At 55.2% G+C, this 9578-nt stretch carries 8 protein-coding genes; 4 read left to right on the top strand and 4 right to left on the bottom strand.

Going from position 1 to position 9578, the window contains the following annotated elements; translation table 11 throughout:
• Positions 1-196 precede the first annotated feature (196 nt).
• From NNN71_RS21620 to NNN71_RS21630, 3 genes are read left to right on the top strand one after another with little or no spacing between them, the layout of a single operon-like run.
• Positions 197-1861: a PTS transporter subunit EIIC gene (locus NNN71_RS21620; protein WP_271459312.1), complete on the top strand. Its 1665-nt coding sequence runs from the start codon at positions 197-199 to the stop codon at positions 1859-1861.
• 14 nt (positions 1862-1875) lie between these two features.
• On the top strand, positions 1876-2910 hold the full coding sequence (locus NNN71_RS21625; protein WP_223802977.1) for an oxidoreductase: 1035 nt from the start codon (positions 1876-1878) through the stop codon (positions 2908-2910).
• 9 nt (positions 2911-2919) lie between these two features.
• Positions 2920-3762, top strand: a complete 843-nt coding sequence (locus NNN71_RS21630) for a DUF7916 family protein (RefSeq protein WP_271459310.1) — start codon at positions 2920-2922, stop codon at positions 3760-3762.
• Between the two features lie 76 nt (positions 3763-3838).
• On the opposite strand, the gene speG is transcribed toward NNN71_RS21630, so the two are convergent.
• The 3 genes from speG to NNN71_RS21645 form a co-directional block, all read right to left on the bottom strand.
• On the bottom strand, positions 3839-4396 hold the full coding sequence (speG, locus tag NNN71_RS21635; protein ID WP_163449368.1) for a spermidine N1-acetyltransferase: 558 nt from the start codon (positions 4394-4396) through the stop codon (positions 3839-3841).
• 154 nt (positions 4397-4550) lie between these two features.
• Positions 4551-5894 carry an NCS2 family permease gene (locus NNN71_RS21640; protein WP_167575452.1) on the bottom strand — a complete coding sequence of 448 codons (1344 nt, stop codon included), beginning with the start codon at positions 5892-5894 and terminating at the stop codon, positions 4551-4553.
• An 18-nt stretch (positions 5895-5912) separates the two neighbouring features.
• Complete coding sequence (locus NNN71_RS21645; protein ID WP_167575453.1) at positions 5913-7694, bottom strand: adenine deaminase; 1782 nt, start codon at positions 7692-7694, stop codon at positions 5913-5915.
• Between the two features lie 125 nt (positions 7695-7819).
• Between NNN71_RS21645 and NNN71_RS21650 the strand changes: the two genes are divergently transcribed.
• Entirely contained in the window at positions 7820-8746 is a 927-nt protein-coding gene (locus NNN71_RS21650; RefSeq protein WP_223802974.1) for a LysR family transcriptional regulator, read from the top strand.
• A 43-nt stretch (positions 8747-8789) separates the two neighbouring features.
• Here NNN71_RS21650 and NNN71_RS21655 read toward each other — a convergent pair whose 3' ends face one another.
• Positions 8790-9275 carry a hypothetical protein gene (locus NNN71_RS21655; protein WP_271459311.1) on the bottom strand — a complete coding sequence of 162 codons (486 nt, stop codon included), beginning with the start codon at positions 9273-9275 and terminating at the stop codon, positions 8790-8792.
• Between the last annotated feature and the right edge of the window lie 303 nt (positions 9276-9578).

Here is a 9578-nt window from a genome sequence, read left to right on the forward strand (position 1 = left end):
AAATAAAGGGATTGACTTAATTATGGGCGAGTTTCATTCTGCAACGGCGGTGCGTAGGAGGGGATTCCGATCTCGGCGAAGCGAGCAGTCTTGTCAACGGGTGTGCTAACTCCGCGCAGGGGGTTGTTTTCATTGCAAGGGAAAAGTCATGAGTCAGACCACGATATTGACGAAAATTACTGATATATCGCAGAAAATGGCGTCGGAGGTTCATCTCCGAAGCCTACGCGATAGTTTCATTATCACCGTGCCCTTTTTGGTGTTAGCCGGGCTTTTTATTATGGTGAACTTTGTTTTTCTGGACGCAAAAGGGTTTATCGGACAGTGGGTTTCCGCCGAGACGATGGCGGCGCTGAGGAGCGTCGGCGATCGCATACTGAACGGCACCATGAATATTTTGTCGCTGATGCTGGTGGTATTAATTGCCTGGAGTATTGCCAGCAAGCGTAAGTTTGCCGCGCCGATGATCCCGGCGATGGTCTCATTAGCGGCATTTCTGGTCTTGATGCCAGGAACATTATCCGTTGTTCCTGTGAATGCTTCCGAAGCGGTGCAGGTCAGCGGCGTCATTTCTCAGGGGCTCACCAACGCCGGCGGCGTGTTTATGGCAATTATTACCGCCGTGATTGCCACCGATCTGTTTTTGTGGATAGCGAAAACCCGCTGGCTACAAATTCGCATGGGTGATGAAGTTCCGCCGATGGTGACACAGTCTTTCCAGTCAATGTTCTCGATTATGCTGGTGGTGCTGGCCTTTGCGCTGGTGGCGTCGGTGGTGAAGGTGAGTACGGGGAAAGAGGTGCATGAGATAATCCAGGCCATCATTCAGGCGCCGCTCGTGCATTTAACCACTAACCTGCCAGGCTTTCTGGTGCTGACCACCTTAACCAATTTCTTGTTTTCGCTGGGTATTCATCCGTCAGGCATTATTAACCCGATTCTGGAGCCGCCTCTGTTGGTGGCGATGCAGGAAAACATGGCCGCCTTTGCCAGAGGCGAAGTGCCACCGCATATTATCGTGCTGCCGTTCCGCGACCTTTACGGCCATATGGGGGGAACCGGAAGTACGCTGGCGCTGCTGATTGCGGTCTTTCTGCGCAGCAAAATCTCCAGTCATCAAAAGCTCGGCAGAACCGTGCTGGCGCCGGGATTATTCAATATTAACGAGCCGGTTATTTTTGGTTTCCCGGTGCTTTACAACCCGTTAATTATGATCCCATTTATTATTTATCCGCAGATTAACTTTATTATTGCCTATTTTGCCACCGAGTTTGGCATGGTCTCACGTATTGTCGCCTATGTACCGTGGTCGGTTCCGCCGCTGCTTTCAGGTTGGTTAGGGTCGGGAGGTGATTTCCGCAACGTGCTGCTACAGCTCCTGCTCTTAGCATTAGGGGTAATGATCTATTTGCCGTTCTTAATGGCCTATGAACGCACGATGCTGAAAAACAAAGTTGAAGCGCTGGTCAATACGCTGTCTTCAGATAATACCGCAACCACCATCGAAGATACGCCTGAATTAAATGGCCTCGAGGTGCTGAATAATAAAACCATCATCCTGACCTGTAATGAAGGTATGTCGACATCGATCATGGCCAAAAAGATGGGGCAGTACGCGAAGGAACAGGGTTACGAGTTAACGATCTACGCTGTCAATATTGGGCGTATCGAAGAGGAATATCACAAGGCTGACCTGATTTTATTAGGACCGCAGGTTGTCTATATGCAGGATAGTATTATTGAAAATATACATGCGGCCTGCCCGGTACTCCCGATTAATAAACAATATTTTAGCAAGCTGGACGGTAAATCTGCCATTGAAGAGGCGGCAAACCAACTGGCGGGCATCAACGGAATTTAACAGGAGGTTATACGATGATTCACAGTGCGTTTATTGGTTTTGGTAAAAGCGCGACGCGCTACCATTTACCTTATGTTCTGGCCCGTAAAGATAAATTTAACGTTAAGCGTATTTATGATCAGCGGCGAAATCCTGATCGGGAACAGGAAGCGGCCTACCGGGACATCGCTTTTACTTCGCAGGTTGAGGATATCCTGAATGATGCGGATATAACCCTGGTGACCGTCTGTACCCATCCGGATAGCCATTTCCATTACGCAAAACTTTGCCTTGAACACGGCAAAAACGTGCTGGTGGAAAAACCGTTCACCACCACGCCGGAAGAAGCCAGGACGCTGTTTGCGCTGGCTCGAGAAAAAGGGCTTCTGGTGACGCCGTTCCAGAACCGTCGTTTTGATAGCTGTTTCTTAACCATGAAGCAGGCCATCGAAAGCGGCAAGCTGGGCGAGATTGTGGAGGTGGAGAGCCACTTTGACTACTTCCGCCCAGACGCCGAGCATCAGCCCGGCGGTAACTTCGACGGCGCATTTTATGGCCTGGGCGTGCACACGCTTGACCAGATGCTGTCGCTGTTTGGCCGCCCCCAGCAGGTCTTTTATCACCTGCGGCATCTTCGCCAGCCAGCTAACCCGGATGATACCTTCGAGGCGCAGCTATTTTACGGTGATATGAAAGCCATCATCAAAACCAGCCATCTGGTGAAGACGCCTTATCCGAAATTCCTGGTCCACGGTACGCGCGGTTCGTTTGTTCGTTATCAGATTGACCAACAGGAAACTTGCCTGAAAAACGGCGTGATGCCAAATGACAAGCACTTCGCGGAAGGTGAGGAGCTGGCATTGCTGGAGTACGTTGATCAACAGGGAGTCAGTCATATTGAACATATTGCGTCGGTAAAGGGGGATTACGGGCGCGTTTACGATGCCATTTTTGCCACGTTGACCGCTGGCGCGGCGAATTACGTCAGTGAAGAGGAGGCATTAACTAACCTGGAAATACTGCAGGGGGCATTCCGCCAGCCATCGCCTTCACTTCTGGTTTTAGACTAAGGGACGACTATGCAAAGAATACTCAACTGTCGCGCCAGCGACTTCGCCGAGCCGGTGACGGCGGCGGCGTTAAAGCAGGCCATTATGGCATCCGAGGGGCGAGTGATTATGGCGGAAGTCGCCGCAGGTGCGTCGCCGCTGTATGGCGAGGTGACTAACGGTGAGCTGCTGTGCGCGTTTGGCGCCGATATGCTGCTGGTGAAAGGAATGGATTGCCAGAGTCAGCGTATTCAGGGCTGCGATGGGCTGCGTCATTTCAAACAGCTAACGGGACGTCTGGTGGGCGTGAGTCTGGAAGTGCTGGCGGAAAATACGCCGGATAACCCTCGCGGCTGGGATCCGCTTCATCTCGGACTGGTTACCGAGGCCGATTTTTATTGCCTGACGGCTTACGACAAACCGGGCGTGGATGCTGCGCGGGTAAGGGAAGCGGTAAGCCAATTGCGCGCGCTAACGGATAGACTCATTCTGGTGGCGAAGTTCTACGGCACAGGAGTGGCAGAGGCGGACGAGTACGCGGATTATGTTGCAGCAGGTGCGGATGGGGTGATAGTTCCTGCTCCTTCCAGCTGCCGCGGCGCATCGGAAGCCCGCATTGAGCGAGTACTTTCGGCTATTCGCGCGGCGGGCGGCATGGCCATCACCACCGTTAGCAGCAGTCAGGAAGGGGCGGATGAAGCCACGGTGCGTGAGATTGCTCTCGCCAGCAAACGCTGCGGTGCCGATGTTTACAACTTTGGTGATGCCGGCGTGGCAGGGATGGCCGACCCGCAGGCCGTGTATACGCTGTCGATGGCGGTGCGCGGTAAGCGGCATACCTGGGTCAGGATGGCGGCGTCGTCATTACGTTAATCATCGTCAGATGAACCCGCACCGCCAGCCGCTTTCCGCGGCGGTGCGGGTAGCCCATATCAGACGATGTTCGTCATCATTGCGCCGTCGGTTTCAGCAAGCCACCCGTCGATTTATTATTCTCTAAATATTGATGCTGGAAAATACACATACGTATCGTGTTGCGGTATTCGCCGTTAACGAAAAACTCATGTATTAACTCGCCTTCCTGGATAAAACCAAGCTTACGATAAATATGGATGGCTTTCGCGTTCTCTTTATCCACGATGAGATAGAGCTTATAGAGATTCAGGACGGTAAAACCGTAATCCATCGCCAGCTTAGCGGCGCGTGTCGCCAGGCCTTTGCCCTGATATTCCGGTGAGATGATAATCTGGAATTCAGCTCGCCGATGAATATGGTTTATTTCAACCAGCTCCACCAGACCAGCATTATTGCCATTATACGAAATGACAAAACGGCGTTCGCTCTGATCGTGGATGTGTTTATCGTAAAGATCGCTTAGTTCAACAAAGGCTTCATAAGGTTCTTCGAACCAATAGCGCATCACGCTCGCGTTATTATCGAGCTGGTGCACAAAGCGCAAATCTTCGCGTTCAAGGGGTCTTAGCTTAATGTCTGATTGTTCTGGCATAATATTTTCAGCCTCTTTGTAAACTGAAAATATATTATCTACTGATGGTGGGCGTCATCAAGATTTGAAAAAAATTACAATTAATTCAGCGTGATAATTCTGCTCCCCACCAGACGAGCGTGTTTGCCACGCTCATCTGATAGGGCCTGCAAGATTAGTGTCGCACCAGCGTCGCAAAGTAATACACCAGCGGCACTGCCAGCACCCACAATCCGACAGGAATCTCGCGCCATTTACCAGCGATTGTCTTGATCACGATGTAAAACAGCAGGCCACCGGCAATCCCGGTACCGAAGCTGTTGGCAATCAGCGTGATCATCACCATCATCAGCACCGGCAGACCGTCGGTAAAGTTGGCCAGATCGACCTTGCGCAGGCCGCTGAACATATTCAGGCCAATCAGAATCAATGCTGGCGCGGTGGCTTCTTTCGGGATCATCAGCGCCACCGGGGTGAACAGCAGCATCAGCAGGAACATCACCGCCGCGGCCAGCGCCGTCAGGCCGGTTTTGCCTCCGGCTTCTGCCGCAGCTGAAGATTCAATCAGCGCGGTGGCCGCCGGGATCCCCAGCCATGGCCCTACCGCGGCGGCAATCGAGTCGACCATAAACGGACGATTGATATGCGGCATATTGCCTTCTTCATCCAGCAGCCCGGCTTCACCGCCGACCGCCAGGGTAGTGCCCATGGTGGAGAAGAACTCTGAAGCGAAGAAGACAAACAGGAACGGCAGGAAGGCGATATTGAGCGCTCCCAGCATATCAATCTGGCCTAGCACGGGCGTCAGTGAATGCGGCACATCGATAAAGTGGTTTGGCAGACGGGTGACGCCCGCCGGAATACCGACCAGCGTGGCAAATAAAATGGCCCACAGAATGCCGCCTGGAATGCGTCGCGCCTGCAGAGCGATGGCCAGAAATAGCCCGCACAGCGCGACCAGCGCGCCAGGAGCCAGGAAATCGCCTAACATTAACGCGTTCGTTTTGGCGTTCGCCAGCACCAACCCGGCGTTGCGGAACCCCAGCACCGCGACAAACAGGCCAATAGAGGCGGTTAATCCGAGCTTTATCGACTGCGGTACCGAGCGGGTGACGACTTCGCGCAGGCCGAATTTGGTTAACAGGAAAAAGAGGATCCCTGACCAGCAGGCAATACCTAAGCCAATCGGCCAGCCGATGTTTTCACTGCCCGCGAGCGTCACGCCTACCAGCACCGACCCGCCAATACCGGGGCCGACGATAAACGGCAGGTTGGCATAAAACGCCATCAGCAGCGTCCCGCCGACGAACACCAGAATGGTACCGGTGGTGGCCGCCCCTTTATCCATTCCGCCTACCGCCAACAGGCCTGGAATGACCACTAAAAGATAGGCGGCGGCCAGAAAGCCGGTGATGCCCGCCAGACATTCGGTACGCAGCGAACTGCCGCGCGAGTAAAGCGCAAAGCGCCGTTCCAACCAGCTCCCGGAGGTGGTGGAGTTAAGGGTATTATCGGCCATGATGTGGCGCTCCCATGATTATTGTTGTGCTGTGTGTTGTGATGAAATGACCGGGTCGACAATCTGTCGCGTGGTGCCGTCGGTCAGCCCTAAATCGGTTAAATGCGGTCCGGCGTTACAAGCAAGACAGGTGCCTTCAATCGCCTTAAAGACCCGATACGGCGGCTCCCAGTCGGCAACCTTCGCGCTGAGATCGCGCAGATTGCGGAATTCCGCGGCCAGCTCGTCGGCGGGTTTGTCAGAAAGCATCCCGGCAATCGGCATCGCCACGTGGGCCAGAATGCCGCCGTTTTGCGCCAGCGCCATGCCGCCGCCCGAGGCGATCAGCTGATTGGCTGCCAGGGCCATATCTTCGGGGTGACGGCCCAGCACCACCAGGTTGTGCGAGTCGTGCGAGTAGCTGGTGGCGATAGCGCCGCGCAGTTCGCCCCAGCCTTCCAGCAGGGCAATCTGCGGCGTGGCGGCATGTCGGCCATGACGATGCTTAACCCAAATCAGGCTAAATCCGTCGGGAATCTGCACCTGGCCGTCACGGATCTCGACGTCCACTTCGCCCCATTGGGTAAAGCGCGCGCCGCGGATGTGGCGAAGCCGCGCGACGCCGTGTTGAATGCGGCCAACTCGCAACGCGAAGTCATCGGCGCTGAGTGGATCCAGGTGCAGCGTATTGCGCGGCGGCGTCACGCCAGGGGCCGGGGGAATCGCTGCCAGCAGCTTGCCGTCGCGGGCGATTTGTTTCCCGGCGACGTAGACCGCGCGGGCGGAGAGTTTATCCAGCGAATCAAAGACCACCAGATCCGCGCGGCGACCGGCGGCAATCAGCCCCAGATCGTTTCGCTGCAGACGAATGGCGGCGTTCAGCGTGGCGAAGCGCAGAACGTCGGTGGCCCTCAGTCCGTGTTCAATCAGTAAATTGAGCAGGGCGATGATGCCGCCTTTTTCCAGCAGCATATCCGGCGGCACGTCGTCGGTGCAGACCGTAATCTGCGAAGAGAGATGCGGCAGCGTTTGCAATGCTTTGACGATATCCGGCAGCAGGTAAGGGTGGGAACCCCGAATTTCGAGCGTCAGCCCGGCGCGCAGCTTTTCCAGCGCATCGTCAGCGGAGGTCAGTTCATGGTCTGAGGTGACGCCTGCGGCCAGATAGGCTTGCAAATCGGCGCCGCTCAGCCCGCGAGCGTGGCCTTCGATCAGTTTGCCGCTGTCCAGCCCCGCCTGCACAATCTCCTGCATGCGGCAACTGCCGTGCAGCACGCCGTGCATATCCATCACTTCCGCCACGCCGCGCACTTCCGGCCAGCCGAGCATGGTGTTCATTTCCGCGCCGGCGAATTCGGCACCCGACATTTCCAGACCCGGCGTCGACGGGACGCTGGACGGCGCGGCAACCATCACCTGCAACGGCAGATGACGGCTCGCCTCTACGGCATAGCGCACGCCTGCCACGCCCAGCACGTTGGCCAGCTCATGGGGATCCCAGAAGACGGCGGTGGTTCCCTGCGCCAGCACAATTTCGGCATAGCGCTCCGGCGGCAGATGTGAGCTTTCCAGGTGTACGTGGGTGTCCATCAGGCCGGGAGAGAGGAATTCACCGGGCAGGGAGTGGCGTTCAAGGGCGTCGCTGCGGCTACCGCGCGGGTGGACGCTGGCAATCATATCGCCGACGATACCTACGTCGGCTTCGCGAATTTCACCCGTCGCCATATCGACGATGTAAGCATCGGTGAGCAGCAGGTCGAACGGAACTTCACCACGAGCGGCCTGAACGGCGCGGCGGCGGTTTTCAGCATTGCTGGACATAACATCTCCGGCACAGGGATAATGTGCGCTACTTTAGGGGCAGAGCAAACGGTTGCCCAGATGAAAAAACTTATCACCTGATAACTTCGGCTTATTCTGCGTGATCGTCACGAGTGAAGCACAACATGACCGAACCCTGGCAGCGATTGCCCGCGCTCTCGCTTAAACAACTGCAGTATTTTGTCACGCTGGCCCAACTGCGTCACTTTACGGACACCGCGAATCGTCTGGCCATTAGCCAACCGGCGCTCAGCAGCGCTTTGCGGCAGACGGAAGCGGTGCTTGGCGGCAAGCTGGTGAATCGTACCGCTTCGGCGGTGACGTTAACCGAGCTGGGGGCGGCGATACTGCCCCATGCCCAGCGGGTGCTGAGCGTGGCGCAGACGGCGTTTCAGGATATGCAGCAAATCGTCGAGGCGGGCGGCGATGGAACGGTGCGCATTGGGCTGGTGCCGTCGGTCAGTTCGCTGTTATTTCCTTTGCTGCCGAAGATGCTGGCACAGGCGTTCCCGCGTCTGCGCGTTGAATTTCACGATCGCACCAACGATGCCATGGTTGGCGACCTGCAAAGCGGGCAAATTGATTTTGGCGTCGGCGCCATCGACAGTTCGCTGCCGGCTGATTTGCAGCTCTTCCCGCTGCGTGAAGATCCGCTGGTGGCGGTTTTGCACAGGGACGACCCGCTAGCCGGGCAGCCACATTTACCGTGGAAACTGCTGGCGGGGCGCGATATTGCGGTATTCTCAAAAGGGAACGTGCAGCGGCTGGTCGGGGCCTTGGTTGAAAGCCAGCGGCTGACGTTGAATACGCGCTATCAGGTGGACTATATCGAAACGCTGTACGGGCTGGTGCGCTCGCAGCTGGCGGTGGCGATTTTGCCGCAGCTTTACACCACCCACCTTGAGGACCCAACGCTGCGGGTCGCGCAGCTTCAGCAACCAGCGCTGACGCGTACGGTGGCGCTAATGCGCGGGCCGCAGACGCTGCCGCCGCTAATTGAGTCCTGCTTTACGCTGCTGCTTAAAGCGCTGCGTGAGAACGCCGCCGAGTAGCGCCAACAGAATAAGGGAGGCGTCTGCCTCCCTGTATCCATTTTTATTGTTTGACGGTCAGCATGCCGTTTTCACGGCCATGGGTCTTATTCCACGATGCGCTTTCAATGCCGTCTGCATTCATACTGACGGAAATAATATAGCCCGCTCCGTGAATTTCATAAAAATTGTTGTTAATACGCTTCACAACGGCTTTTTTGCCATTAATCGTCGCCGAGAAGAAACCGTTCGACAGCGTTGCTTTTAGCACATTAGAAGAGAGCGTCGCTTCACGCATGGGATCGGCGACGTGCGCCGCCTGCGCGTGTTGTTCCGCGTCGTGAGTGCGAGTCGCGTTGGCCGCGTTGGCATACGCCGCGGTCATGGCCGCGTTGTTGATCCCTTGCTGTCTGTTTTGTTCGGATAAATAGCAGGTATCTTTAGAAATACCTTGCGCCTCACATGCCGCCATTCGCTGTGCCGGGGTAGAGCAACCCGCAAGAATCGCCGAGCTTGCCACAACGGCTAACAGCATTATTTTTGCTTTCATCATTAACCTTATTTTTTATATAGACCAGAACGTCACCTGAATAAATGTTTAACGTTCTTCCCGTAATATTTTCGGGAGCGTTAATTATAAATTATTTTCAGGTTTTAATTGTTATGAGTGATAACAGTCGTTCGTGATTATGGAGACTGCATTGCTATATACCACCGCCCCTAATGCCCCGGTTGCTACCAGCGCGAGGGAGACGATCGCATACGCAAGAATAATTTTTATCATTGACTATCAATCACTAAGGCAAGCAGAAGTTTGCCGCTTTCTTTGTAACGCGAAGCAACTATCCAGTAA

The organism is Kluyvera sp. Awk 3 (assembly GCF_028069715.1).
GTDB classification, from domain to species: Bacteria; Pseudomonadota; Gammaproteobacteria; order Enterobacterales; family Enterobacteriaceae; genus Kluyvera; species Kluyvera georgiana_A.